At 47.1% G+C, this 25,288-nt stretch carries 25 protein-coding genes; 21 read left to right on the plus strand and 4 right to left on the minus strand.

Annotated features, from left to right (window positions below):
- Positions 1 to 80: 80 nt before the first annotated feature.
- Complete coding sequence (locus AC3RCI_RS11880; RefSeq protein ID WP_492529087.1) at positions 81 to 272, minus strand: hypothetical protein; 192 nt, start codon at positions 270 to 272, stop codon at positions 81 to 83.
- A gap of 126 nt (positions 273 to 398) precedes the next feature.
- On the opposite strand from AC3RCI_RS11880, the gene AC3RCI_RS11885 reads away from it, so the two are divergent.
- The 7 genes from AC3RCI_RS11885 to AC3RCI_RS11915 all read left to right on the plus strand — a co-directional run bounded on the left by AC3RCI_RS11885 (position 399) and on the right by AC3RCI_RS11915 (position 5,461).
- The gene (locus AC3RCI_RS11885) at positions 399 to 1,841 is read left to right on the plus strand and encodes an FAD-binding oxidoreductase (protein WP_492529089.1); all 1,443 of its coding nucleotides are present in this window, start codon (positions 399 to 401) and stop codon (positions 1,839 to 1,841) included.
- A complete protein-coding gene (locus AC3RCI_RS11890; RefSeq protein WP_492529091.1) occupies positions 1,842 to 2,384 on the plus strand; it encodes an MFS transporter in 543 nt (180 codons plus the stop codon). It begins immediately after the preceding gene.
- Positions 2,385 to 2,478: 94 nt separating this feature from the next.
- Entirely contained in the window at positions 2,479 to 2,823 is a 345-nt protein-coding gene (locus AC3RCI_RS11895; protein WP_095287616.1) for a DUF3243 domain-containing protein, read from the plus strand.
- Positions 2,824 to 3,021: 198 nt separating this feature from the next.
- Positions 3,022 to 3,588, plus strand: a complete 567-nt coding sequence (locus AC3RCI_RS11900) for a hypothetical protein (RefSeq protein WP_492529093.1) — start codon at positions 3,022 to 3,024, stop codon at positions 3,586 to 3,588.
- A gap of 148 nt (positions 3,589 to 3,736) precedes the next feature.
- Positions 3,737 to 4,594, plus strand: a complete 858-nt coding sequence (gene cyoE, locus AC3RCI_RS11905) for a heme o synthase (RefSeq protein WP_492474086.1) — start codon at positions 3,737 to 3,739, stop codon at positions 4,592 to 4,594.
- A gap of 138 nt (positions 4,595 to 4,732) precedes the next feature.
- Positions 4,733 to 5,215 (plus strand): tetratricopeptide repeat protein, encoded by a 483-nt coding sequence (locus AC3RCI_RS11910; protein ID WP_492529095.1) that lies wholly within the window; start codon positions 4,733 to 4,735, stop codon positions 5,213 to 5,215.
- A 42-nt stretch (positions 5,216 to 5,257) separates the two neighbouring features.
- The gene (locus AC3RCI_RS11915) at positions 5,258 to 5,461 is read left to right on the plus strand and encodes a hypothetical protein (protein ID WP_492529096.1); all 204 of its coding nucleotides are present in this window, start codon (positions 5,258 to 5,260) and stop codon (positions 5,459 to 5,461) included.
- 31 nt (positions 5,462 to 5,492) lie between these two features.
- On the opposite strand, the gene AC3RCI_RS11920 is transcribed toward AC3RCI_RS11915, so the two are convergent.
- Entirely contained in the window at positions 5,493 to 6,368 is an 876-nt protein-coding gene (locus AC3RCI_RS11920) for a LysR family transcriptional regulator (protein WP_492529097.1), read from the minus strand.
- A 164-nt stretch (positions 6,369 to 6,532) separates the two neighbouring features.
- On the opposite strand from AC3RCI_RS11920, the gene AC3RCI_RS11925 reads away from it, so the two are divergent.
- The 3 genes from AC3RCI_RS11925 (at position 6,533) to AC3RCI_RS11935 (ending at position 11,452) form a co-directional block, all read left to right on the plus strand.
- Positions 6,533 to 7,480 (plus strand): DMT family transporter, encoded by a 948-nt coding sequence (locus AC3RCI_RS11925; RefSeq protein ID WP_492529099.1) that lies wholly within the window; start codon positions 6,533 to 6,535, stop codon positions 7,478 to 7,480.
- 181 nt (positions 7,481 to 7,661) lie between these two features.
- Positions 7,662 to 8,702 (plus strand): substrate-binding domain-containing protein, encoded by a 1,041-nt coding sequence (locus AC3RCI_RS11930; protein ID WP_492529882.1) that lies wholly within the window; start codon positions 7,662 to 7,664, stop codon positions 8,700 to 8,702.
- Between the two features lie 203 nt (positions 8,703 to 8,905).
- On the plus strand, positions 8,906 to 11,452 hold the full coding sequence (locus AC3RCI_RS11935; protein ID WP_492529101.1) for a beta-mannosidase: 2,547 nt from the start codon (positions 8,906 to 8,908) through the stop codon (positions 11,450 to 11,452).
- 115 nt (positions 11,453 to 11,567) lie between these two features.
- Here AC3RCI_RS11935 and AC3RCI_RS11940 read toward each other — a convergent pair whose 3' ends face one another.
- Entirely contained in the window at positions 11,568 to 13,565 is a 1,998-nt protein-coding gene (locus AC3RCI_RS11940; protein WP_492529103.1) for a beta-galactosidase, read from the minus strand.
- A 309-nt stretch (positions 13,566 to 13,874) separates the two neighbouring features.
- Between AC3RCI_RS11940 and AC3RCI_RS11945 the strand changes: the two genes are divergently transcribed.
- The 5 genes from AC3RCI_RS11945 to AC3RCI_RS11965 all read left to right on the plus strand — a co-directional run bounded on the left by AC3RCI_RS11945 (position 13,875) and on the right by AC3RCI_RS11965 (position 18,142).
- Positions 13,875 to 14,552, plus strand: coding sequence for an SOS response-associated peptidase (locus AC3RCI_RS11945; protein ID WP_127536152.1), 678 nt, complete (start codon positions 13,875 to 13,877; stop codon positions 14,550 to 14,552).
- A gap of 237 nt (positions 14,553 to 14,789) precedes the next feature.
- Complete coding sequence (locus tag AC3RCI_RS11950; RefSeq protein ID WP_336779716.1) at positions 14,790 to 15,920, plus strand: NADH-dependent flavin oxidoreductase; 1,131 nt, start codon at positions 14,790 to 14,792, stop codon at positions 15,918 to 15,920.
- A 145-nt stretch (positions 15,921 to 16,065) separates the two neighbouring features.
- On the plus strand, positions 16,066 to 16,833 hold the full coding sequence (locus tag AC3RCI_RS11955) for a DeoR/GlpR family DNA-binding transcription regulator (RefSeq protein WP_492529105.1): 768 nt from the start codon (positions 16,066 to 16,068) through the stop codon (positions 16,831 to 16,833).
- 203 nt (positions 16,834 to 17,036) lie between these two features.
- Positions 17,037 to 17,495 carry an OsmC family protein gene (locus tag AC3RCI_RS11960; protein WP_336779718.1) on the plus strand — a complete coding sequence of 153 codons (459 nt, stop codon included), beginning with the start codon at positions 17,037 to 17,039 and terminating at the stop codon, positions 17,493 to 17,495.
- Between the two features lie 56 nt (positions 17,496 to 17,551).
- The gene (locus AC3RCI_RS11965; protein ID WP_336779719.1) at positions 17,552 to 18,142 is read left to right on the plus strand and encodes a DUF2062 domain-containing protein; all 591 of its coding nucleotides are present in this window, start codon (positions 17,552 to 17,554) and stop codon (positions 18,140 to 18,142) included.
- Here AC3RCI_RS11965 and AC3RCI_RS11970 read toward each other — a convergent pair.
- A complete protein-coding gene (locus AC3RCI_RS11970; RefSeq protein ID WP_492529107.1) occupies positions 18,117 to 19,049 on the minus strand; it encodes an AEC family transporter in 933 nt (310 codons plus the stop codon). The genes AC3RCI_RS11965 and AC3RCI_RS11970 overlap by 26 nt on opposite strands.
- 224 nt (positions 19,050 to 19,273) lie before the next feature.
- Between AC3RCI_RS11970 and AC3RCI_RS11975 the strand changes: the two genes are divergently transcribed.
- The 6 genes from AC3RCI_RS11975 to AC3RCI_RS12000 all read left to right on the plus strand — a co-directional run bounded on the left by AC3RCI_RS11975 (position 19,274) and on the right by AC3RCI_RS12000 (position 25,084).
- The gene (locus tag AC3RCI_RS11975; protein WP_492529109.1) at positions 19,274 to 20,356 is read left to right on the plus strand and encodes a lactonase family protein; all 1,083 of its coding nucleotides are present in this window, start codon (positions 19,274 to 19,276) and stop codon (positions 20,354 to 20,356) included.
- A gap of 354 nt (positions 20,357 to 20,710) precedes the next feature.
- Positions 20,711 to 21,343, plus strand: a complete 633-nt coding sequence (hxlA, locus tag AC3RCI_RS11980; RefSeq protein ID WP_153978119.1) for a 3-hexulose-6-phosphate synthase — start codon at positions 20,711 to 20,713, stop codon at positions 21,341 to 21,343.
- A 5-nt stretch (positions 21,344 to 21,348) separates the two neighbouring features.
- Positions 21,349 to 21,912: a 6-phospho-3-hexuloisomerase gene (gene hxlB, locus AC3RCI_RS11985; protein ID WP_492529111.1), complete on the plus strand. Its 564-nt coding sequence runs from the start codon at positions 21,349 to 21,351 to the stop codon at positions 21,910 to 21,912.
- A 205-nt stretch (positions 21,913 to 22,117) separates the two neighbouring features.
- Positions 22,118 to 22,477 carry a winged helix-turn-helix transcriptional regulator gene (locus AC3RCI_RS11990; protein WP_095287596.1) on the plus strand — a complete coding sequence of 120 codons (360 nt, stop codon included), beginning with the start codon at positions 22,118 to 22,120 and terminating at the stop codon, positions 22,475 to 22,477.
- A gap of 180 nt (positions 22,478 to 22,657) precedes the next feature.
- Positions 22,658 to 24,460: an oligoendopeptidase F gene (pepF, locus tag AC3RCI_RS11995; RefSeq protein WP_492529113.1), complete on the plus strand. Its 1,803-nt coding sequence runs from the start codon at positions 22,658 to 22,660 to the stop codon at positions 24,458 to 24,460.
- A 108-nt stretch (positions 24,461 to 24,568) separates the two neighbouring features.
- On the plus strand, positions 24,569 to 25,084 hold the full coding sequence (locus tag AC3RCI_RS12000) for a DUF2500 domain-containing protein (protein ID WP_492529115.1): 516 nt from the start codon (positions 24,569 to 24,571) through the stop codon (positions 25,082 to 25,084).
- Positions 25,085 to 25,288: the final 204 nt, after the last annotated feature.

Here is a 25,288-nt window from a genome sequence, read left to right on the forward strand (position 1 = left end):
CTTTCATAGACATACGAAAAGTCCTCCAGCCTGTTTAGGTTGAAGGACTTTTTTGATTGAGCTGCAAATAGGTTTAGACTCTATTCGTTTGATTTATTTCGGTTGGTTGCTGCCGACTTGTCTTTGGGATGTCCAGAAATATTGTCCACGATATCTCCAATCGCATCCTCAATCATGTCTGTCGGGCCAGGATTGTCGGGATCAGGATGTAGGACAGTATTGACACCTGGCTCAAGATTTTTGTTTTTCTTTTCTTTTTTAGGTTCACTCATACGTATATCCTCCTTATTCAATCAGGTCTAGGGTGTTCCTTAACATCTCCAAACGTTGTAATGTATATGTAAACGATTAACCGCTGGAATGGGTTTGAAACGTTTTGGGTTGAAGGAGGTCGTTATGTGTTCAAAAAAATGGGTGTACTCCTGCTGCTCCTCGTTTTATGTATTTGGACGTATTGGAGAACGGGAGGAGAAGATCAGAATCCATATCTCATTACAGACTACAGTCGCCTACACCCGGTAAAAGTGGAACGAGTCGTGCAGGGTCATCAGGAACAGCAGCTTGTAGAGCTGCTGAAGGATGCAAGGGAGAATCATCTGACAGTCTCCATTGCAGGACAACGTCATAGTCAGGGCGGACATACCTATTACCGGGACGGCATCATTATTGATATGACTTCTTATAACCGTATACTGGACATTCAACCGGAAGCCAAAATGATAACCGTTCAGGCCGGAGCGACATGGGCGGATGTGCAGCGTGCAATCAATCCTTATGGCCTTTCGCTCAAAAATATGCAGTCTCAAAATATCTTTACGGTCGGAGGTTCGATTAGTGTGAATGCCCACGGGAGGGAGCTTCGCAACGGATCACTGATTCAGAGCGTGGAGTCCTTTCGTCTCCTGACTGCAGATGGGCAGATCCAGGAAGTGAGTCGTTCGTCCAATTCGGAATTATTTCCGTTGGTATTAGGCGGATATGGACTCTTTGGCCTGATTTTGGATGTGACGCTGACGTTGACGGACGATGAATTATATCAACTTAACGTAGACCGAATTCAGGCCGCAGCGTACCCAACGTATTTCCGTAACAATGTACTTGGCAATCCGGACATGCGGATGCATCTGGCCCGCATCTCACTTCAGCCGGGTGAAGGGTACTTTAGCGATATGTATGCTCTTAATTATGCTATGGATACGGGAGCCTCGCTTCAGGATTATAATAAAATGTCTGTACGTGAACCTGGCGTGCTGCCTGCCAAGATTCTATACAACCTTAATCGCGGAACGGTTTGGGGCAGAGAGTTGTTTTGGGAACTGCAGCAGCGATATTTCGATTCACAGGACGGAACGAGGATCAGTAGAAATAATGCGATGGCTTCTCCATCTGCGTTTATGGAATATCATCAGCCCGGCACTAACGACTTGCTGCAGGAGTATTTTATCCCTATGGATGCTTTTCCTGCTTTCGTTAAGGAGATGGGGGAGATTATTTCCCAAGAGAAACTCGATCTGCTGAACATAACCGTTCGTTATGTGCCACAAGACGATGAAGCAGTTCTATCCTATGCGACAGAGGACATGTTCGGTCTGGTATGCCTATTCCATGCCTCACTGTCGGACGAAGAACAGAGTAAGTTCAAGGCTAGTTTGCAGAAGATCATAGATTCAGTGATCCGCTTCAAAGGGACCTACTATCTGCCTTATGAGGCATATGCCACAGCAGATCAATTCAATCAGGCCTATGCTCACAAGGACGTTTTTTTTGCAGCGAAGGAACAGTACGATCCAGAGCATGTATTTATGAACTATTTTATGGAGCAACACGGAGGGGAACGGTAAATGAATATGAAGTGGTTGGTCCGTTCACAGAGCATGGTTACCCTTGCTTCGGGTATGATTTATCCTTATTATTTGTTGTTTCTTAAAAATCTCGGGAACAGCTTCTCCAAATATGGACTTGCCTTTGCTGTTTTTACAATCAGTTCAGCGGCTGCATCACAGTGGCTGGCCCCTCGACTGGACATGTATGCCAAGCGATGGCTCATGATGAGTTCGTTGGGCATGGCTGGAGCAATGATTGCTTTTCCGTGGATTACAAGCTACATATGGGTATTGCTGCTGCAGATAATCATGGGGCTCTGCAATGCCATGCAGCGAATGAGTGAACGGGTGCTGCTTGCAGACTATACGAAGCCAGGTAAAAGGGGCAAGCCGGTTGGCAATTATCATTTTTGGACGTCGGCAGCATCGGGATTTGCGGTAATTATCGGCGGACTGCTGATCGATTGGCTTACGATTGATGTTTTGTTTTATCTGAGTGCCCTGTTGTATGTTTGGGGAAGTATATCCATATGGCGATCAATTGATGCAGCAACCCGTTAATAGATGAAGTGTTAAAATAGCCTGATTAAACTCCAGCGAGACGTTTATATTATAGATGACAAGCCAAATCATTACGCTCAAGGAGGAATTTAAAATGAATGAGAGTAATCATGTAATTCATAAAGATGGTCAAGTGGCAACGGAGAAGGTTGAGAATGCAATTGACAAAATTGCACCAGAGGAAAGAGAGCAGATTCTGCAAAACTTCGATGCATTCAAAGAGTATTTGGGTAAACGGATTGCTATGGGAGAATCCATTGGCCTAGGTGAAGAGCAGATGGCGAAAATTGCCGAGAAGGTAGCAGATTATCTGGCAGCCAAAGAAGAGCCGCGTAATCGTGAAGAGAAGCTGCTGCAGGAGCTATGGAATGTTGGTAAGGAAGAGGAGCGACATATGCTGGCTCATATGCTGGTCCGTCTTGCACAGCACACTCATTAATAGCAAGAGAACCTTGGATGCGAGGCATTCAAGGTTCTTTTTATTGTAACTATTTTTCATCTCGCTGATACTTTTAAATGATTGTAAACAGGTATGATGATTTTAGTAAAAGTTGAAACGAATTTTCACATGACCGTTTGAAGCCAACGCCTTCCGGTTAAGGAATGAATAACGTTCATATAAGGAGAGATGCTGCCTATGAAGAACGCGACAAAACAATGGAAATTAAAAATACTTGGTACTGCTGCACTGTTGCTTGGTATCATTGTGCTTACTACATATTTGCTTACACCGGCAAATGCCGAGGAAAGTGTCGGTTCCTCACAGGCTTCTGCAAAAGAAGCTCAGGCAGCCAATTCCGAGATGTATACAGCCTATGTGGATGAGCTTCAGCAGGAGAATGGCAAACTCTATTTAATCGTGGATAGAATCGGATGGTATCAAGGAGAAGAAGCGGATAAAGTGTTCGATCAGCGTAACCCTGATTCGGGTATAGATGGAGCTCCGGATGGATACTATATTATCAACGACAGCAAGGAGCAGGACAAGATTGAAGTAAGCAGTAATGCCGAAGTGCTGATGCAGCTGTATGATCGCGACGGAACGGTACAGGGAACAAACATTCAATGGAATGAGCCAATATCGCTCAGCAAGTTCGAATCATTGTACGGGAACAAAAGCATTTTGGATTTATCCGCTTTTCCATATCATCTGACTGTTCAAGATGGTAAAGTTACGAAAATCGTTCAGCAATATATACCATAAAATGATGAGTATAGGCATTCCTCCTGTTCGACAGAACGGTGAGGGATGCTTTTTTGATTATGACAAAATGTTAAAGAAGATTGTAATTCATTGTAGGTACATGTATCATTATTGGAATGGTGTTTTTACATAGTTCAGGAGGCTTCTCATGCTTAAAGACATGATTGCATTAACGAAGCCCAGACTTCTGCGGCTCAATGTATTTGCGGTTGCGGTAGGATTCTGGGTTGCTTCAAAATGGGATATCTCGTGGTTATCCCTGCTGTTTGTCATTATTGGATCTACTCTGGTTATCGCATCGGCATGTGTCATCAACAATTACTGGGATCGAGAACTCGATCAGAAGATGGAGCGGACCAAAAAACGCATCGAGTATATCAACCATCTTCGTCCCGCCTTTGTGCTATGGTACGGTATTATTCTGGGTGTTGCCGGTTTCGCCGTGTTATACGTCTGGGTCAATCCGCTGTCAGGCTGGCTTTCCCTTCTTGGGTGGTTTGCTTATATCGTGATCTATACGATGTGGCTGAAGCGCAGCTCTACCTGGAGCACTTCTCTTGGCGGCATAGCCGGGGCGATGCCACCGGTCATTGGTTACTGTGCGGTGACCAATCAGATTGATATGGGAGCATGGTTGCTGTTTGCACTGTTATTTCTATGGCAGCCGCCACACTTCTGGTCGCTCGGTATTCGGCGGGTTGAGGAATATCGTGCAGCTGGGTTCCCGCTTTTGCCTGTTGTGAAGGGGATTAAACGGACCAAGTTTCAAATGGTCCCTTACGTGTTCCTACTGCTCCCTGCTGTATTTTTATTGTACTACTATGATTACGTTGGACTGGTTTTTCTGATCGTGTCGCTGCTAAGCAGTGTAGTCTGGTTCATCCATACCCTTAGCGGGTTGAAGACGCAGGATAACGAGAAATGGGCCAAAATCAACTTTTTGATTTCGGTTAACTATCTAATGCTAATCTTTATCTTGATGGTTGTGAACACGACCTGGAGGTAACTCATCAAAACGAACGCCTTATGGAACAATGTGTGGACAAGCTGATTGTCTTCATTAAGGACCAGAGGTGTTTTTTTGTTATAATTAACAGATGTTTCATATTGAAATGCCTAATTATTGGGAAAAGGATGTAGAGATATGGGTCAACTAGAGCAGGCAATACGGTTAAGACAGGAAGGCAAGACACAGGAAGCAATCGAGTTATTACATACCATGGCGGAGAAAGAACCGGGTAATGCGGACGTATGGTATCAATTGGCCTGGGCACATGATTCACTTGGATTGGAACGCCAAGCCGTACCGTATTATGAAACAGCGCTAAGCCAGGGATTAAAGGGGGAAGACAGAGCAGGAGCCATTCTGGGTCTCGGCAGTACATATCGGACTCTGGGTCAGTATGAGCAGGCTAAGAAGTGGTTGGAAACGGGAATGGAAGAATTTCCGGAACAGCGGGAATTCGAAGTCTTCTATGCCATGGTACTCTACAATACCGGGGAACATGCGGAAGCCATGAAAAGGCTGCTGGTACAGCTGGCGGATACATCGACAGATCCAGGAATACATGATTATCATAAGGCCATCCGCTTTTATTCGGATCAACTTGATCGCATCTGGGAGTAAAACATTTTTTAACTCAGCATTAATAAGAGGGGATGATATATCATGAGCACCAATAAAGAACTGGAACAAGTCAAGGAAAGAATGGACCGGCTTGAGGGGAAGCTGGATCATTTGGCAGTTCATCTTCAGGGGAATCGGCGTTCACCCGCTATTCGATTTCTGATTGGCTTTGCTGTGGTATTGGCAGTTCTTTTGGTACTCATGGTTTGTATTGGCATTGTACAATTTGTGAGTAATGCGAGTTAAGGGGAAGGGGAGGCACACTCCCCTATCCTGATTAAGGGGTATGAGCCAGCCATTCTTGTACAGCTTCAATAAAACGGCGGGTCGCTGGAGACAGATTGGCAAGAGAAGGGCAGGCTAACCCAATGGTACGGTAAGGGTCGCCGCTGAGTGGTACAAGTGCCAGTTCATTCGTATGCCCTTGTAATACCATCTCAGGCAGGAGACTGATCCCGAGTCCGTTTCGAACCATGGCCATGATGGCCTGATCTTCAGCAACTTCATAGACTACATTCAGCTTGGCGGCGTGCTGCCGAATAAAACGTTCAATCTCATTGTCACCACCCCAGCGGGGCAGGATAAAAGGCTGTTCCAGCAGCAATTCAAACGATACAGAAGTTTCATCTGCAAGTGGATGACCTAGGGGCAGGATGCACATCATCCTGTCTTTTTGCAATGGGATGGTCTCATAAGACATCGATTCGCCAAGGGATAAAAAGCCGAGATCAATAGCCCCGCCCGCCAGCCAGGCTTCGATTTCAGCATAGTCACCCTCCCACAGTTTGATCTCTATACCCGGATGCCGCAAGCGGAATTGCTTCAGTATTCCAGGCAGCCATTGAGTCGAGACGCTGGCAAATGTTCCAATGCGTACTGTACCGACCTCAGCTCCGCGAATCAGTGATATTTCCTGGTTCATGAGCTCGTTCCAACGCAAAATTTCACGCGTATAACCAAGAATCCGTTCCCCTTCAGCGGTAACCTTTACACCTGTTCGGCCTCGATTCAACAATGTAAATCCACAATCCGACTCCAGACTGGCAATGGCATGACTGATGGCAGACTGAGTAATATTCAGGGCCTCCGCAGCCTTTGTAAGGCTTCCGTAATCTACGACGGCATTCAGAATTTCATACTTGACCAATGACATAATTCAATCCGTTCCTTCCGGTGAGTAATGCATGAATTTATTTCATAAATACTATTATAAATATTCATTTTTATAATGGAAAGAGATCGTTTATACTTGCCAAGGCGAGTTGAATTTGTACGGACTCAACATAGAACAATACATAGAATGAAGGTTGAAGCAGAGTGGGTAGAATCATTGGAAAACAAGTTAATGTTTCAAGAAGGGCAGATCTGCAGATGCTGCTCGCAACCGTTATTTGGGGTTCCTCCTATTTATTCATGAAGTCAGGTCTGGAGTCCATGCAAGAACTCAATTTGGTCGCATTTCGCTTCAGTATCGCTTTTATTGCCGCAGCGGTTATTTTCCACCGGCGACTGTTCCGAATGGATCTGAAAACACTTGGGGCGGGTACCATTATGGGTACTGCATTATTTGCAGCTTTTGTACTGATTACTTATGGCGTACAGCGGACAACGACTTCGCAGGCAGGATTTCTAATTAGTTTGGCCGTAATCTTTGTGCCGATCCTAAGTACCATCTTACATAGACGCATGCCGGATACAAGGCTGATGATTAGCATTATTGTGGCTGTTGCCGGACTGGGTCTGCTCACACTCCAGCATGAGCTTAGCCTGCATACCGGTGATATCCTGTGTATTTTGGCTGCTTTAACGTATGCTATTTATATCATGATTGCTGGAAGGTATATTCCGAAACATGATCCATTAACGCTTGGCACCATTCAGCTGGGGGTTGCAGCGCTCTGGGGAATCGGGTCCACATTCCTGTTTGAGAGTCCGCGGTTGCCGGATAGCCCGGAATCGTGGGTGGCTATTCTCGGGCTCGGGGTACTGTGCAGTGGTATTGGATATATCCTCCAGACACTGGCTCAGCGTCATGCATCGCCTACCCGGACCAGTCTCATTTTCTCTCTTGAACCGCTGTTTGCGGCAGCCTTTGCTTTTAGCTTCCAGGGAGAGACATTAACGCTGCAAGGATATACGGGAGCCGCATTGATGCTGCTGGGTGTATTAATCACAGAAATTAAAACATTGGACGTCAGGTTTTGGCGCAGGAAGCGGGGCACTATACCTGCAGACCTTGGGGAGCAGGGAGCGTCCGGAATATAAAATGGGCATAAGACAAAAGAGTTCGAACATCTCTTACCAGAAGAGTGGACGAGCTCTTTTTTGGTATAAATTGCAATCCGTGTTGGCTAACAAAACAAACAAAATTATAACTTGTTTTGTTGGATTATGTTTTTTATGCTACACTAAATGTAAATTAAGGGAGAACGGGTGAGTGAGTAATATGGGCAAAAAAGTGACCATGCAGCAAATAGCCGATGCTGCGGGGGTGTCAAAATTCGCAGTCTCGCGTGCTTTGACGGGAAAACCAGGGGTGAGTGAACAAACCAGGGAAATGATTGTGAGAACGGCAGGTCAACTGGGGTATTTCAAAACGGAAACCAAGCGATATCCTGTTGAGCCACAGCCTGTACGCAGCAGCAAGCCAGGGCAGTCTGGCACGATTCTCATTTTGTTTCCCAATATTCGTTCCCAAAATCGCTCCTCACTGTACTGGGGACCTGTATTTGACGGTATTTCTGCCCGCCTTAACGAACAAGGGATGGATATATTAACATTAACCGAGCCATCTTCGGACCGGATGTTCTCGGTACTTAATCCTGAAGCAATTAGCGGCATTATAACCGTGGGTTCCATCTCCACCCCTATACTGCTTGAGATTTATAGGCTTCAAATTCCGCTCGTGATGGTGGATCATGAGGACCCGGCCATTCACGGAGATACCGTATTTACGGATAATATCAAATGTATGAAAGAACTGGTGCTGATGCTCGTAAGCAAGGGGTACAGACGATTCCAGTTTGCCGGCCAGCTTCCTGATGCAGCAAGCTTCAGAGAGCGATGGTTAGGATACCGAACGGTGCTTGAAGAAATGCAGCTACCAACATTGCAGCAGGCCGACTTGCTGGGACCGGATCTTAAGCTTATTCAGAAGGCAATAACCGAAATGCCGTTAGAACATATTCCAGAAGTCATCGTCTGCACCAATGATCATACGGCAGTAATCGTACTGCGTGCCTTGCAGAGTCGAGGCATAGCGGTGCCTGAGCGCTGTGCGGTGACCGGGTTTGATAATACGAGTGTAGATGAGCCTATTCTGGCCACGGTTCATATCAATAAGGAAAACCTTGGCATTAGAGCAGTGGATCAATTATTATGGCGTATGGAGCATCCTCATGAGCCGTATGAACGCAAGTTGATCTATTCCGATTTGGTTGTCCGGGATGAGTACAACGCCATTCGTGAGCAAGATCAAGGTGAATAGATGCTTATCGGATATGGGAGCAGACATGAGCAATGAACAGCTCATGTCTTTTTTTTGTTTTCCTATTTTGTTATTTAAGAAAAACGGATTGACGTTAAGTAGGTTATCATGTTAATTTTGTTTTGTAAGTTATTCGATAATTTAATAACAAAACCTAACAAATTGTTTCGCTTAAGACACTTCATCGATAAACGGAGGCTGTTATGAGTAAAATACAATCACAGATTTTTCAAAATTGGACGTTCAAGGCTTGTGAGGATCAAGAATGGTTGCCGGCTCAGGTGCCCGGCTGTGTGCATACGGATTTGCTGAAACTGGATAAGATTCCGGACCCGTTTTATGGAACGAACGAGAAAGAGATTCAGTGGATTGACAAGAAGGATTGGGAATACCGGACAGAGTTTGATATAAACGAGGATTTGTTGTCACAGGAACATTTGGAGATTGTGTTTGACGGTCTCGATACATATGCGGATGTATATGTGAATGACCAGCACGTATTATCCGCTGACAACATGTTCCGCGTGTGGAATGTGGATGTGAAGTCCATTGTGAAGGCCAGTGGCAACGTACTCCGAATTCGTTTTCGGTCACCGATCCAGGAAGATCTGCCCAAGCTTGAGAAGTTGGGTTATGCATTGCCTGCTTCCAATGATCAGTCCGATGTCGGTGGACTTGGTGATAAACGGGTTAGTATCTTTGCCCGGAAAGCACCATATCACTACGGTTGGGATTGGGGTCCCCGCTTCGTAACCAGTGGCATCTGGCGTGAAGCGCGTCTGGAAGGCTGGTCCGAAGTGAGAATCAATGATGTATTCATCTGGCAAAATGAAGTAACCGCTTCCGCTGCTTCGCTGACGGCCATCGTGGAGGTTGAAACGTTCAACCCGATTGAAACAATCATTCGTATTGGTACGGATGGTCAGACATGGGAACAGGCTGCTTCACTGCAGGCAGGCGTGCAAACGATCGAAATTCCGGTTTCGATTAACGAACCGAAGCTGTGGTGGAGCCGGGGATTGGGTGATCCGCATATGTACTCCTTTGTTACAGAAGTACTCAAGGGAGAACAGGTTTTGGCTGATTCGACGGTTAAGACAGGACTTCGATCTATACGCCTGGTGCGGGACAAGGATGAAGCTGGAGCTTCTTTCTACTTTGAGTTGAACGGTGTTGCCGTCTTTGCAAAAGGCGCTAATCACATTCCCAATGACAGCTTTATTACGGAGATTACGGCAGAGCGTTATCGGCATGAGATTGTCTCAGCAGCCGAGTCCAACATGAACATGCTGCGGGTCTGGGGCGGCGGTATTTATGAAGAAGATGTGTTCTATGAATTATGTGATGAGTACGGCTTACTGGTTTGGCAGGACTTTATGTTTGCATGCAGCATGTACCCGGGGGACGAAGCGTTCCTGAACAGCGTGAGACATGAAGCCATCGATAATGTTAAACGTTTGCGCAATCATCCAAGCATCGCACTGTGGTGCGGAAATAACGAAATCGACTCGGCTTGGGCTCATTACATTGAAGACGGTGGCTGGGGCTGGAAAAAGGATTATAATGCCGAACAGCGCGAGAAGATCTGGGCAGATTATGAAGCCATTTTCCATGAGCTACTTCCGGAAGTGGTTGAAGACTATGCGCCAGGTGTGGACTATTGGCCTTCTTCGCCACTCGTATCACTGACGGGTGATGAGAAGCAGCATGCTAATCCATCGACGTCGGAAGGGGATATTCACTACTGGGGCGTGTGGCACAGCGTTGAACCATTTGAAAACTACAACGTTTACGTTGGGCGTTTTATGAGCGAATATGGCTTCCAGTCGTTCCCGGAATACAAATCCGTTCGCAAATATGCGGAGGAAGAAGATCTGGCATTGGAATCCGAAGTGATGCTGGCACACCAGAAGAACGGTGCAGGTAACCGTCTGATCAAACAGTACATGGACATGTATATGCATGAACCGAAGGATTTCCCATCCTTCCTGTACATGAGTCAGGTGCTTCAGGCTGAAGCAATGAAAACAGCCATTGAAGCACATCGCCGCCGTAAACCGTACTGTATGGGAACACTCTACTGGCAGATGAATGATTGCTGGCCAGTCGCTTCCTGGGCAGGCATGGACTACTTCGGGAACTGGAAGGCCTTGCAGTATTATGCCAAACGCAGTTTCAGTGATGTACTGGTCTCCGTGGATGGTACGAAGGAAGATAGAACGGATGTTTACCTGATTTCGGATCAGCTGCAGCCGGTTGAGGGTCAATTGCAAGTGCAGCTCATAGGGTTCGATGGTACGGTATACCGGGAGGAAGAGCACACAGTGAGTCTGGAGTCGAATTCCGGCAAACAGGTCCTGACCCTAAACAACGCCGACTGGCTCCAAGGCCACGATGCGGCAGCAACCCTGTTGCGATTGGAACTGAAGCAGAAGGGTCACGCAGACATTGTACAGGAACACTATTTTGCACCGTCGAAGGATCTTGGCTTGAAGCAAGCAGCGATCCAGGTGACTGAAGTGCAGGAGTCCGATGGTTCATATTTGGTTCTGGAAAGTGACACACTGGCTAAACAGGTATGGATCTCTACAGAAGCTGAAGGCGTGTTCTCCGATAACTTCTTTGATCTAATTCCTGGCATTCCGGTGAAGGTCAAGTTCACGTCCAGAGAAGGATTACAGCATGCTGGTGCTGCCTCGAAAGCTGGTGCAATTGAGGTTCGTTCGATGGCTGATTTTATTAAACTGTAATTGTACGCATTATTTAATCGTTGAATAAACAAATGTGAAAGGCCCGGGTGCACATGTCGTGTACCCGAGCCTTTTTTTAGTTTCTCTATCTCACAATACGATTAAAGGATGTTTCTTATTTTTCAATTTCGAGGATTTCAAGATCATACCGGTCCAGTAGCAGCTGATCTGCCTTGACTGTGCCGTCCAGCGCACTCGTATAGGTAGCATCCAACTGGATGGAAACAGGCTCAGGACTTAAGTTCAGTATAAAACGAAATGATCCATTCGGACCCGTCCGGGTGGTGATCTGGACTCCGTCAGATAGAGCTTCAATTCCCGCAAGCTGGCGCTTGTCGCCAATCGTTCGCAGTAACTTGCGCAAATAGGCTTCTTCCGGTTGGGTGGCTATGTAATAGACCTCACCCTCACCCCACTGGTTACGTGTAACGGCTGCACTTTCGGCATAGAATTGATCGGCATATACAGCAACGGGGTGTGCTGTATCGAGTTCAAGCACATCTGCCCACTGGGATGCGGCATATTCATTGCCCTGATCATCCCGAATCATGATGGTGTCGCCGCCTACCGGATCATATTCGGTCACTCTCACACCGGAACAAGCGGACAACAAGCCCGGCAGCGGGGCCATCACACATACATTATGGTCATCCTTAACGCCGGAACGATGTGTAAGGATCAGGGTTCCTCCTGCAGTTGCAAATGCCTGAAGTCGCTCTGCGGTTGCCTCGTCCAGGAGGTACAGATGAGGAGCAATAATGATTTTATATCCATCCAGTGATGCGGAAGAGTGGATGACATCTGTACTGATTCCCAATTTGGTCAAGGCACGATGCCATACTTTTATATTTTCGTAGTAATTCAATCCCTCAGCCTGAGGTTGAATATGAAGAGCGTATAATTGCTCATGCGAATGCAGGATGGCAACTTCATTATCCAGAGTTGAACCTTGGAGACGCTCGCCGAGTCTGTTCACCTCCGAGCACAGCTGCTGGAATTCTTTAAACCGCCGGCCGGTCACATTACTGTGGTCGATTAGGCCATGCCAGAACTGCTCTGCTCCTACCGTAGCACTCCGCCAACGGAAATGCACAACCGCATCTGCTCCGCGGGCTATGGTCTGCCACGAGTAAGCACGCAGAAAACCCGGACGGGGTGCACGCCACATCGGAAACCAGCATCCTGGCGGTCCGCTTAGCTGTTCCATAATCCAGAAATTGCGGCGTTTGATGCCACGTGTCAGATCCAGAGACAGCGCCCCACTGTATGGTGCCGTTTCGGTTTTGTTTGGTGATGGATTCGGATAATAATCAAAAGAAGCGAAATCGAGCTCTGCTGCAATCTTATATTGATCCGCTTTCTGCGGATAACTATGGAAATTATGCGTAATCGCATGGTCTGGACAATTACGGCGAATGATGTCTACCTGAATCTGCTGAAAGGCGACGATGGAATCCGACTGAAAACGGGAATAGTCCAGCAAGAAAGAAGGATTCTGAAACGTAGATCCCCCATAGGGCGGTGTGATCTGTTCCCAATCACTGTATTCACCGCTCCACACCACAGTACCCCAGTGTTGATTGACTTGTTCCAGCGTCGAGTAACGTGCTTGAACCCATTCGCGAAAAGCATCCGCACAAGCGGGACACTGGCAATCCGTGAAGCTGAATTCATTGTCTGTTTGCCAGCCTACTACTCCAGGGTGCTTGGCATAACGTTCAGACAGTTTCTGCACGATGCGTGCACTGTATGTCCTCATGCTCGGACTATTATAGCAGCGGTGGCCACGAACCCCTTCGTGGTATCGTTGACCATTGGGAAGGATAGGCAGAATATCCGGACATTTCTCAGTGAGCCAGCGTGGAGGTGTCATGGTGGGGGTTCCAATGATGATCTCTAATCCGTGACTGTGCAGGATATCCAGGGCCTGATCAAGCCATTTCCAATCGAACTGCCCATCTGCAGGCTCCATACGGCTCCACGCAAATTCACCTACACGCACAAGGTGTACACCGCTTTCGGCCATCAAACGGGCATCCTGTTCCCATAACGCAGAGTCCCAATGCTCTGGATAATAATCGACGCCCATTTGAACGGGACGGTTGAATTCCATATGAATTAGCTCCTTTTACAATAAAAATGATTAACTGCACATGAAACTGCTGTGCCTGTATCAGACAATAGTAAGCAGCATCATCTTGCATACGTAATGTACTTCTAACTTATTGTATAATGGATGTTTTCAGCGGAGTATAACATCATGTTGTGATGATTAGTATGATCTTGTCATTTTCAAAAGTGTCTCGAATGTAACGTCTTGTACGCTTGGGTTGCGCATCCATAATTTGAATATTGCCATGCATAATTTCCCTTTAATAACAAACAATACATTCAAATTCACACAGGGAAGGAAGCGTTGAGCATGTGCAATCGTTTTTCATTAGCAGCTGATCTGGATGAAGTGAGGGACCATTTCAAGATTGAACGCGTGATGTATTACTACAAGAACCGGTATAACATTAGTCCGACGCAGCACACGCCGATCATTTTGCATCAGGACGGTGAACGGGTTTTGGACGAGTTTCGCTGGGGCTTTATTCCGTTCTGGGGGCGTGATGCCGTCAATGCCAACCTGATGACCGTGCATGAGAACCCATCCTACTACAAATTGGTGGAAACGAAACGATGCGTTATCCCATGTAACGGACTGTATTACTGGCGCAAGGAAGGCAAAAAAAGCTATGCGGTACGAGTGGTAATGCCGGATCGGGGATTGTTTGGTATCGCAGGGTTATATGAAATTTGGAAAGATACCCGCAAGCAGCCGCTTCGCACCTGCACGATGCTAATGACTGGTGCTAACATGGTAACCCGGGAATTCGGCAGTAAAATGCCTGCGATTCTCTCGGAAGATGAAATCAATACTTGGCTTGACCCGTCCAATACACGGGTGACGCAGCTGCTGCCTCTTCTCAAATCGTACAATACGACAGATATGAATCTGTACCCGGTGACACCGATGGTAGCTAACGATGAACATGATTGTTATGAATGTGTGGAAGAGATGGATCTGAAGCTCGCATATGTACGTAATTTCTAGATGCATTTCTGTGGATGGTGATCCATGGGGCGGAGTGTTGGATTTCACTTCGCCCTTTTTGCTGTGAGCTTGATGCGGCGTGATTGTGTTTAATAAATGAAGGAATCGAATCGTCCAAAAAGATTTGAAAATGAAAAGTTGAAATCTGGAGTAATAGTAACTATAATGGTTACAGTAATCGAAATACGTATTCATATATCTATTTAAAGAGATATTATAATCAGGAGGGAACCACGAATGAATCCAAAGTATAGCCAAATGTTTGAACAAGTTTCACTACCAAACGGCATTAGTCTCAAAAACCGGATCGTACTCGCTCCTATGACTCATATGTCCTCGAATCCCGACGGTACCGTCTCGGATGCTGAACTGGCTTATTATGCTCGTCGCACTGGCGGTGCAGGCATGTCCGTGACTGCCGTAACGTATGTTACACCGAACGGTATCGGATTTCCGGCGCAGTTTGCAGCCTATGACGATAGCTTCGTTCCGGGCCTGAAACGCCTCGCCGACACGATCAAGCAGCAAGGTTCCAAAGCAGTACTTCAGATCTTCCATGCCGGACGTCTCACTCCAGAACAAGCTGTACCCGCTGGTCAAGTGGTAGCACCAAGTGCAGTTGCCAGTGAACGTCCAGGATCTCCTCTACCGAGAGAACTCTCTGACGAAGAGATTACGTCCATCATCAACGATTTCGGTGAAGCGACACGTCGCGCCATTGAAGCCGGCTTCGACGGTGTAGAAATCCACGGTGCGAATGGTTACTTGATCCAGCAGTTCTTTTCTCCGCATTCCAACCGCCGGGAAGACCGCTGGGGTGGCAGCATTGAGAAACGCCTGACATTCCCGCTGGCTGTAGTGGATGAAGTGAATAAGGTTGTAGCGAAACATACCAAGCTTCCGTTTATTGTTGGATACCGTTTCTCTCCTGAAGAACCGGAAACACCAGGGTTGACTATGGAAGAGACTTACGCACTTATTGACGCACTGAAAGAAAAAAATCTGGATTACTTGCATGTATCTCTGAACGAGTTCTGGTCCAAACCACGCCGGGGCGAAGCAGATACCCGTTCCAGAATGGAATTTATCCTTGACCGTGTAGGCGGCAAATTGCCGGTTATTGGTGTAGGTGCAATCCATACGGCAGACGAGGCAGCGGAAGCTCTTCAAACTGGCGTGCCACTGCTTGCCATCGGACGTGAGTTGATTATTGAACCGGACTGGGTAGAAAAAATCGAGAGCGGACGAGAAGAGGATATCGAGACCGTTTTGACCAAAGCGGATCAGGAGCGTCTGGTTATCCCTGACGGATTGTGGAATGCCATCATTAACACGCCGGGCTGGTTCCCATTGGCAGACGATAAATAATACATCTCAGCAATTACGGAGGGAGCATAGGCTCCCTCTTTTTGCACGTTCTTCATCCCGATAAAATTCTCCTTCAGGTAGCACTGTGGTATGATGGGATGTACAGGATTCATCTTGGATATCAACGGTTTGGAGTGAAGAAATAATGCTCGTGGCTGAACGTTATGAGAAAATTGTGGAATGGGTGGATGCGCAGGGAAGCATGCGTGTAACCGAGCTTAGTGAGCGCTGCGGGGTGACAGAGGAGACGATTCGCCGCGATCTGGACAAGCTGGAGCAGGCTGGCAGGCTTAGAAGATCCCACGGCGGTGCGGTTAGCGTAAAATACAAAGAAGAAGGACAAGCGGAGATCCCTTATCCTGAACGGGCAATTACGCATGCTGAAGAAAAGCGCAGAATAGCTGAAGAAGCCATCAAAATGGTACAGCCAGGCGACCGGATTGCACTGGATGCAAGTACAACGGCATGGTATATGGCTGCAGGGCTGCCGAATATTCAGCTAACTGTATTGACCAACTCCATCAAGGTGGCCGCTGAACTGAGCAGCAAGGAACAGATCAGGGTTATTGCTACGGGAGGGCAGCTTGCTTCCAAGTCGTTATCTTTTGTAGGCCCGCTCGCTGAACGTTCACTGGATGCCTATCATGTGGACAAGGTGTTTCTGTCCTGCAAAGGGGTGCATTTGACCAAAGGCATCAGTGAATCGAACGAATTGCAGGCTTTGGTGAAACAGAAGATGATCAGTATTGCGGATGAAGTTACTTTGCTCGCCGATTCGAGCAAGTTCGATATACAGGCTTTTACGCGAGTAGCAGAACTCAGCAGTGTGACACAGGTTATTACCGATGTGGGGTTGAACGAAGAACTTGTTAGCGCACTGAACGAACAATCCATACCATGTAAACGAGTGTAATTATAGAAAAGTATAATCGAATATCTACACTTGAACGGAGAGGGCAGAAGAACTGGAAAAGCGGAGCGGTCGCATTTATCACCGGATTTCCCCTATAACAAGGGATTAAAAAATCTGGGGATAACAGCGATTGAAAGTTTTCTGACTTTGGAGTTCTCTTGTGTAGATTCAATTTTTTACTTTTCAAGAAAGGAATGAGTGAAATGAAACATCCTTTTCATCTGAAAGCCGTATGGAACGGCGGACGTAACAGTGAGGGCACAATTGATGCAGGAGGATTAAAATCGGTCATATCCATCCCACAGGAGATGGGGGGGCCAGGTACAGGAACCAATCCGGATGAAATGCTGCTGGGTGCAGCCTCTACCTGTTATCTGATTACCCTGGCAGCCATGCTGGAACGCTCGGATATTACACCGCATGAGCTGACACTGGAGTCGGAAGCAACGGTGGATGTCACCAATAATATTTTTACGTATGAACGAATCGTGCATCGACCACGCATAGTGCTTCAGTCTGATGCAACAGAGGCTGAGCTGACCAAAGCGGATCGACTTGCACATAAGGCCGAAGAGTCTTGTATGATAACAAGAGCGGTCGCAGGGAATGTAACCATCGAAACGCAGCCTGTCATTGTCACAGCTGATGTTAAAACAGTCTAAAAGAAATGAAGAGACGGCGCGAGCCGTCATTTGTGTAAAATAAGGGGAAGTTCGGTATGAATTCACAGAAAAGCAAAGCGAACCGATTCGCGCGTTTAACGCGTGCGTTGAAGCTGAATTTTCTTAAATTGTTACGTGCTCCCGGAGGAGCACATAAGGTTTCCACCGGATTCGCGATCGGTTTTGGTCTCGAATTGATCGTTATCTCCACGGCATCACTGATCTATCTCGTGTTTTACCCCATTGTGCGATTGTCTGGCGGTTCACTTCCGGCTGCCATTGTGGGCAATGTGATTGGAAAACTGACATTTCTGCCGATTTTGCTCATGCCGCTAGCCAAGCAGATTGGGTCATGGATATTGCCAGCGCACAGCATGGGACAGGGCCCCGTGCACGAGAGTGCCTTTATGGAGCTGTTTCGCGGCAACTGGTCTGCGCTCAGCGAATTATTGCTGGGTGGGCTTGATATCCTCGCAGGCATGTCTGTATTTGGCGTGATCCTGGGGTTCATTTCGTATTTTGTGGTCAAATTCTTCTATGTCAGAGCTCTCCGTCGTCGCCATGAACGAAGAATGGAGAAGCGCCGCCTAGCGGCGATGTCTCCTGGACCAGCACCAGTGCTTATCCGGAAGACATCACAATCATAACCGGCAGAATGACCATGGATGCTGCGGTTGTCCATAGAATGCAGCGGGATACAAATTGCGGTGAGGCATTGAATTGCTCAGCCAAAATAACGGCGTTTACTGCCGTTGGCATGGATGCCAGAATCAGCAGCACGCTAAATAAGGTGCCCTCAACCTGAAGTGCGGTCAGAATCAGGTAAGATAGTACCGGTGCAGCAGCGAGACGCACGACAAGTCCAGTCCAGAAAGCACGCCGTACGTTAGGCTGCCATGGCTCAGCGGAACCGCGTGGTCGTAACATCTGTGCACCCAATATGGCAAGCACGACCGGGGAATACCCCGCTGCAAGCATTGCGATGCCACCATCCAGAGCTTCAGGAAGACTGATGCTGGTGGACCGCAGAACGATTGCAATGAATGCGGCATAAATGGAAGGCATACGGAACACGGACAAAATGGCCTGTTTGACCGTGAATTCGGACCTGGCTGCAAAAAAGATCCCGACCGTATTCACAATAATCATCTGTCCGATCACATAGACCGAGGCCTTGTCCAATCCCAGTTGTCCAAAGGCAAGCAAAACGAGCGGGAGCCCGTAATTCACACAGTTTGTAAACGTGGAGACAAGGGTGAGTCCTGCTTTTTCGCTTGCACCCAGGTGGAAGATCCGGCTTAGTACTTCGGCCAGTGCCCATAACGCGATCAGATTAATAATGGAAAACCAGAACGTGCCTGTGACGTCCGTCCAGGTAATTTCGGCATGAAGCAGCGTATCAAAGATCAGCGCAGGGCTCAGAATATAGAGGGAGAAGGTTGACAGTGACCGGGTATCCCAATTTTTGAACCGTTTCAACAGAAGGCCTCCGATAACTGGCAGGGATATGGGCAAAAAAACATGATACAACGTAAGCAGAAATGATTGCAGCAACCGAATTCAGTCCTTTCAAGTCCTTTCATGATGAAAAACCTATCTAATCATAGCAGAAGTTGTCCTGGATCGTGAATGAATACCCACATGATATTTCTCCAATAACTTGCATGAGCCCCTGTATGTTGAGCGTGGGAAGGGCTGACGGATTGCTATTTTGATATGGCAGATTTATTATAGAAGAGATGCAGCTAGACTACATACACATAGAGGAGGAAACTGTAATGAGTGAATCAAAACGCTTGCTCGTATTGGTCGGCTCTTATGCCGAAGCGGAAAATGAGGGCATTTACGCATATGAATTGAATGAGGATACAGGCAGCTTAAGCAAGCTGGACGGCATCTCGGGTGTGAAAAATCCAACGTTTGTAAACGTTAATGCCGAAAACAACAAAGTGTATGCCATTGGGGAAGCTGTATCTCCAGAGGGAAGCAAAATGTCCGAAGCGGTTGCTCTGAACATTGATCCTTCCACAGGGAAACTATCCTTGCTTAATCGTAATGATTCCATCTCGGCTCCACCATGTCATATCCAGCGTGATCCTTCTGGACGTTACCTGATCCTTTCCAGCTATCACGGTGGACTGGTAGGTCTGCAATCGTTGACGGATAACGGTGAAGTCGGAGCGCTTTTGGACGAGAAAAAACATGAGGGTAAAGGCGCACATCCAGAGCGTCAGGACAAGCCTCATGTACACTCTGCTTTCTTCAGCCCGGATGGCAAATATATGATGGTACAGGATTTGGGTGCTGACAAGATTGCCATCTACACGATTGATGCTGACAACAATGAGCTTGTGCTGCATAGCGAAACAAAAACCCATGCAGGAGCAGGTCCGCGTCACTTGGCGTTCCATCCGAATGGCCAGTTCGCTTATGTGATTAACGAAGTGGATTCTTCCATTACGTCTTATCGTTATGATGCAGCAGCAGGTACGTTGACTGAAGTAATCACTGTGTCGACTTTGCCGGATGGCTATGAGGGCGCTGAAAATACAACGGCTGAAATTACCGTATCGAATGATGGTCGTTTTGTATACGGATCGAACCGTGGACATGACAGTATCGTTGTATTTGCAGCAGACGCTGAAACAGGACATTTGAAGCTGGTTGAGCACGTTTCTGCAGAAGGTGAACATCCACGTCACTTTGCATTGACACCGAACGGTAAATTGCTCATTGCAGCCAACCGTGATACCAACAACATCGTTACGTTCACTGTAGATCAAGAAAGCGGACGTCTGAAATACACAGGACATAGTACAGGTGCATCCAAGCCGGTATGTGTAAAACCCGTTTATTTCTAAACCGTATTGATCCAGTTGTACATGCATAGATACATGAAATACTGCCCTGCCTTATGGCAGGGTATTTTTATTGATGTAAGGAAGAGTTTTGTATTCGCTACTTCTCCTATAGAGTGTTCCTTAATTAATTCTGATTACTACACTTCGCATAACAACTAAATTTAATCAATAGTATCGTGTAGGTAACTACCTGACTTCAAAGTGCGTACTTCCTGAATGGAAAGTCAGGCCCTACAATGAATGAGTAGCCAAGATAAACATTGCATGCATCTGAAGAGGCTGATTGGTGCAGGCTAATTATTTAGAATCCTATACAGCAATAATCATACTTGAACAACAAAGGAGAAATGAATCATGAAATTGCAACTCGCACTCGATCTGGTAAATATCCCTGAAGGTATCGCTCTGGTTAAAGAAGTGGAACAATATATCGATATCGTTGAGATTGGTACACCAATCGTTATTAATGAAGGTTTGCACGCGGTAAAAGCGATGAAAGAAGCATTCCCTAATTTGCAAGTTCTTGCAGACCTCAAAATTATGGACGCTGGTGGATATGAAATCATGAAGGCAGCTGAAGCTGGTGCGGATCTGATCACTGTGCTTGGGGCAACCAATGACAGTACGATCAAAGGTGCAGTAGCAGAGGCGAAGAAACAAAACAAACAAGTTCTTGTGGACATGATCAACGTGCCTAACCTTGAACAACGTGCTCGTGAAGTTGATTCGCTTGGCGTAGATTACATCTGTGTACACACAGGGTATGACCTGCAAGCTGAGGGACAAAGCCCGTTCGAAGATCTGCAAACGATCAAAGCTGCTGTGAAAAACGCAAAAACGGCTGTAGCTGGCGGCATCAAGCTGGAAACATTGCCTGAAGTGATCAAAGCACAACCGGATCTGGTTATTGTGGGCGGCGGAATCACAGGACAAGAAGACAAAGCCAAGGTTGCGGCTGAAATGCAACGTCTCGTTCAACAAGGGTAAACGGAATGAGCAGCACACAATACGCAGCTGACATTCTGAAGGAGCTGGAACGTACACTAAGCCAGATCGACGATTCGGAGATGCAGGCAATGGCTGAGCATATTCTGAATGCAGAACAGATTTTTTTGGCAGGTGCCGGACGCTCCGGTTTGATGGGAAAGGCTTTTGCCATGAGATTGATGCAGATGGGGCTCCGGGTATTCGTTGTCGGGGAGACTGTCACACCGGGCATCAGTCCGAAGGATTTCCTTCTGTTATGCTCAGGTTCGGGAGAAACAGGCAGTCTGGCGGCGATGGCTCAAAAGGCCAGTAAAGCAGGCGCTCCTGTCGGTCTGATCACGATCAAGCCGGAGTCCACCATTGGTCAATTGGCCAGCACCGTCGTTCGTCTGCCTGCATCTGCAAAAGAGGACACTGCAACGTCAGGCGCAGCCGTTACAATCCAGCCGATGGGTTCGCTTTTTGAACAAGGATTGCTGCTTGCTATGGATGCTCTGGTACTCACGTTGATGGAAAAGAAAGAGATGACTGGGGCGGACATGTTTGGCCGTCACGCGAATCTGGAATAGAAGATCGCACATAGATCTTGAAGAAAACATAGGCAGGACCGGGCCCCTCATATAGAAGAGGGGAGCCGGTCCTTTCTGTCATGCTTTATACCGTGCTAGGTCACGTCTCCTATGCATTCGGGCCATGCTGTAGTAGAATTAAGAGAAGCTATATCGAATAATGTACCTATTGATATAAGAATGTAAGCTAAGGGGGCTCGGAGCCATGGCAGCCGAAGTCAAGGAACGGATAAATCTGAAAGAAATCAACTGTGAGAAAGAATTGACCCTTGCTGTTATTGGCGGCAAATGGAAACTTATTATATTGTGGCATCTGGGCCTGGAAGGAACCAAGCGATTCAGTGAATTGAAACGGTTGATCCCTCATATCACCCAAAAAATGCTGACGAACCAGCTTCGGGAGCTGGAGGAAGATCGGCTGATTGAGCGCAAGGTTTATGCAGAAGTCCCTCCTCGGGTAGAATACAGCTTGACGGACCATGGACATAGTCTGATGCCAGTCCTGCGAGCCATGTACGATTGGGGCAAAAATTACGGGGAAAATGTAATCTGGAAATCAGAATAAGTCAGAGTCAAATAACCTTAAGTCAACTAAACCGCCGAGGTATGGAATATTTCCACACCTTAGCGGTTTATTTTGATTCGGCTTGAACCAAAAGTCTCAATTTGGGAGATGTCAGGTATAAACGGTCGTAATATGATACGATGAGAGATATTGGAAATGCAAGGAGGAGGACATATACAGATGGAAAAAATACGTACACGCGACGAGGTAAGCCAGGAGTCGACATGGAATCTGACCGATTTGTTTGGGACTGATGCGGAGTGGGAGCAGGAACTCAGATCACTTCCTGAAGCAGCTGTCGATATTGAAACGTTCAAAGGACGTCTGGGCGAAGGTGCCGAACAGCTGCTGGCTTGTCTGGACGCTCGTGAAGCACTTCAGGAACGGATTGTGAAGACCGCATCCTACGCACGACTGAAACAATCAGAGGATAGTACCAATCCGGTAAACATTGAGAACTCGGCCAAAGCGGGAGATATCCTATCTTCTTTGTCGTCTTCCTTGTCTTTTGTCAATTCGGAAATTGCGGATCTTCCCGAGGGTACAGTGGAACGTTATATTGAAGAACTTCCCGGACTGGAGCCCTATGCTCGCAGTCTGAATCTTCTGCTTCAGGAAAAAGCACATCGTCTCTCGCCGGAGACGGAAAAGGTGCTGGCTTCCCTCGGTGAAGTATTGGATTCGCCATACCGGATCTACCTCCGCGGTAAACTGGCAGACATGACTTTCGACGATGCGCTGGATGGAGAAGACAATAACCGTCCACTGTCCTGGTCGTTCTATGAAAATAACTACGAAATGTCTTCCGATACCAAGCTGCGCCGTTCTGCTTATGCAGCCTTTAGCTCCAAGCTTAACGATTACAAAAATACTTTTGCCGAAGGTTATGCAACCGAAGTAAAGAAACAGGTTGTTTTATCCAGGCTTCGCGGTTACGACGACGTAACCGATATGCTGCTTAGCCCGCAGCAAGTTAGCAAAGAGATGTACAACAATATCCTGGATATCATTCAGCAGGAACTTGCACCGCATATGCGCAAACTTGCGGCTCTCAAGAAACGCGAGCTGGGGCTGGACAAGCTTATGTTCTGCGATCTCAAGGCTCCACTGGATCCTGAATTCAGTCCGGCCATTACATATGAGGAGGCCTGCACGCTCATCCGTGAAGCTCTTGCTGTGCTTGGACCCGAATACGGCGAGATTGTCGAGCGGGCATTCAGCGAACGTTGGGTGGATTACGCAGATAATGCCGGTAAGTCAACGGGGGCTTTCTGTTCATCCATTTACGGGGCACATTCGTATATCCTTATCTCATGGGCTAACAATATGCGCGGTGCGTTTACGCTCGCTCATGAAGTCGGACATGCTGGACATTTCATGCTTGCCGGACGCTATCAGCGGATCACCAATACAAGGCCTTCTCTATATTTCATTGAGGCACCATCTACCATGAATGAAATGCTGCTGGCTGATCATCTGTTAAAACGCTCTGACAATCCGAGAATGCGTCGGTGGGTAATCTTGCAATTACTTAACACGTATTACCATAACTTCGTAACCCATCTGCTTGAAGGTGAATTACAGCGCCAAGTATATGCACTTGCGACCAAGGATGAACCGATTACAGCCAAGCTGCTCAGTGAGCTGAAAGGAAACATTCTTTCCGCGTTCTGGGGTCCTGACCTGGTTGTAGATGAAGGGGCGAAGCTAACCTGGATGAGACAGCCTCATTACTATATGGGTCTGTACCCTTACACCTATGCAGCCGGTTTGACGGCATCGACTGCAGCTGCCGGACTGATACGCGAGGAAGGACAGCCTGCCGTGGATCGCTGGCTCGAAGCATTAAAAGCAGGAGGTAGTCTCGCACCTCAAGAGCTAATGAAACTTGCGGGTGTGGACATGTCCGGACCTGAGCCGATTCGTGCAGCCGTGGCGTATGTTGGCAGTCTGGTTGATGAACTTGAACGTCTGTATTCCTAATTAAGCTCATATAGTATACGGACAAGGCAAGTAAGGTTGTCCATGTGCACCGTCTCCTTGGCAAGGGGCGGTGCATCTTATTTTGGAGCCGGAAAGGAATGATGATGAATGACGACGATCAACATATCCTCATCGATGGGCAGATTAACCACAGACGGCTTCGGTGTATTTGACGACATGAATAGTGTGCCGGGATTTGAGGGCAATCAGGGAGGTTTTTTTTCGGGATTTAATGAGTTTGGGGCTATGAGTGCATTCGGATCGATATTTATTGGTGCTATATTTCTCATCATTGCATGTGTGATTGTGTACGCCATTATTTCAGGAGTTCGAACATGGTCTTCTAATAATGCAGCAACACTACTCACGCTGCACTGCACCATGGTGGCGAAGAGAACCCAAGTTACCGGAGGGAGCGGGGACAGCAGTGCTTCGACCTGGTACTATGCAACATTTCAACTGGATAATGGAGAGCGTGTGGAACTGAACGTCGGCGGAAGCAACTATGGCATGCTGGTGGAAAATGACCAAGGCATGCTGACATACCAGGGCACAAGGTTCAAGCATTTCGAGAGAGACGTGCAGCCTCAGTCCGGCGTAAGTAATGGCCGCTTTTATACGTAATCCAAACGGAATGCCAAACATAAGAACGACTTATCCATGGGATCAGGTCGTTTTTTTGTTGGGAAAGAACAAAACACAGGGTATTCAAACGCTTACAACAGTGATATACTCGTAAAATAAAGCAAAACAGTATAAAACAAAAACAAACAAACAATTAATCGCAGGTAAAAAGCAACATTTGTATAGAAAGGTTGGTGTAGAGCA

This window comes from Paenibacillus sp. MT124 (assembly GCF_058792755.1).

Coding starts and splice junctions, on each gene's coding strand:
- AC3RCI_RS11880 (WP_492529087.1), bottom strand. CDS start 272: ATGAGTGAACCTAAAAAAGAAAAGAAAAACAAAAATCTTGAGCCAGGT.
- AC3RCI_RS11890 (WP_492529091.1), top strand. CDS start 1,842: ATGAATATGAAGTGGTTGGTCCGTTCACAGAGCATGGTTACCCTTGCT.
- AC3RCI_RS11895 (WP_095287616.1), top strand. CDS start 2,479: ATGAATGAGAGTAATCATGTAATTCATAAAGATGGTCAAGTGGCAACG.
- AC3RCI_RS11900 (WP_492529093.1), top strand. CDS start 3,022: ATGAAGAACGCGACAAAACAATGGAAATTAAAAATACTTGGTACTGCT.
- cyoE (WP_492474086.1), top strand. CDS start 3,737: ATGCTTAAAGACATGATTGCATTAACGAAGCCCAGACTTCTGCGGCTC.
- AC3RCI_RS11910 (WP_492529095.1), top strand. CDS start 4,733: ATGGGTCAACTAGAGCAGGCAATACGGTTAAGACAGGAAGGCAAGACA.
- AC3RCI_RS11915 (WP_492529096.1), top strand. CDS start 5,258: ATGAGCACCAATAAAGAACTGGAACAAGTCAAGGAAAGAATGGACCGG.
- AC3RCI_RS11920 (WP_492529097.1), bottom strand. CDS start 6,368: ATGTCATTGGTCAAGTATGAAATTCTGAATGCCGTCGTAGATTACGGA.
- AC3RCI_RS11930 (WP_492529882.1), top strand. CDS start 7,662: ATGGGCAAAAAAGTGACCATGCAGCAAATAGCCGATGCTGCGGGGGTG.
- AC3RCI_RS11935 (WP_492529101.1), top strand. CDS start 8,906: ATGAGTAAAATACAATCACAGATTTTTCAAAATTGGACGTTCAAGGCT.
- AC3RCI_RS11940 (WP_492529103.1), bottom strand. CDS start 13,565: ATGGAATTCAACCGTCCCGTTCAAATGGGCGTCGATTATTATCCAGAG.
- AC3RCI_RS11945 (WP_127536152.1), top strand. CDS start 13,875: ATGTGCAATCGTTTTTCATTAGCAGCTGATCTGGATGAAGTGAGGGAC.
- AC3RCI_RS11950 (WP_336779716.1), top strand. CDS start 14,790: ATGAATCCAAAGTATAGCCAAATGTTTGAACAAGTTTCACTACCAAAC.
- AC3RCI_RS11955 (WP_492529105.1), top strand. CDS start 16,066: ATGCTCGTGGCTGAACGTTATGAGAAAATTGTGGAATGGGTGGATGCG.
- AC3RCI_RS11960 (WP_336779718.1), top strand. CDS start 17,037: ATGAAACATCCTTTTCATCTGAAAGCCGTATGGAACGGCGGACGTAAC.
- AC3RCI_RS11965 (WP_336779719.1), top strand. CDS start 17,552: ATGAATTCACAGAAAAGCAAAGCGAACCGATTCGCGCGTTTAACGCGT.
- AC3RCI_RS11975 (WP_492529109.1), top strand. CDS start 19,274: ATGAGTGAATCAAAACGCTTGCTCGTATTGGTCGGCTCTTATGCCGAA.
- hxlA (WP_153978119.1), top strand. CDS start 20,711: ATGAAATTGCAACTCGCACTCGATCTGGTAAATATCCCTGAAGGTATC.
- hxlB (WP_492529111.1), top strand. CDS start 21,349: ATGAGCAGCACACAATACGCAGCTGACATTCTGAAGGAGCTGGAACGT.
- AC3RCI_RS11990 (WP_095287596.1), top strand. CDS start 22,118: ATGGCAGCCGAAGTCAAGGAACGGATAAATCTGAAAGAAATCAACTGT.
- pepF (WP_492529113.1), top strand. CDS start 22,658: ATGGAAAAAATACGTACACGCGACGAGGTAAGCCAGGAGTCGACATGG.
- AC3RCI_RS12000 (WP_492529115.1), top strand. CDS start 24,569: ATGACGACGATCAACATATCCTCATCGATGGGCAGATTAACCACAGAC.